Raw genomic sequence first — 223 nt, forward strand, 5'->3', positions numbered from 1 at the left:
ATCCTTGCCGTAGCTCGTGATGTCCACGCCGGTGAGCACCACTTCCCGCGAGCCGTGCTCCACGAGATTGCGCACCTGCTCAACCACCGCGCCCATGGGCACCGAGCGGGAATTGCCGCGGCCGTAGGGAATGATGCAGAAGGTGCAGCGATGGTCGCAGCCGTTCTGCACCTGCACGAAGGCGCGCGTGCGCCCGCGCATGCCGTCGATGAGATGCACGGCG

At 66.8% G+C, this 223-nt stretch carries 1 protein-coding gene; it reads right to left on the bottom strand.

What is annotated here, in order from left to right; translation table 11 throughout:
- On the bottom strand, positions 1 to 223 hold a 223-nt coding region (locus E4K09_RS14030; protein WP_134498028.1), incomplete at both ends, for a radical SAM protein.

The organism is Microvirga pakistanensis (assembly GCF_004458765.1).
GTDB lineage: Bacteria > Pseudomonadota > Alphaproteobacteria > Rhizobiales > Beijerinckiaceae > Microvirga > Microvirga pakistanensis.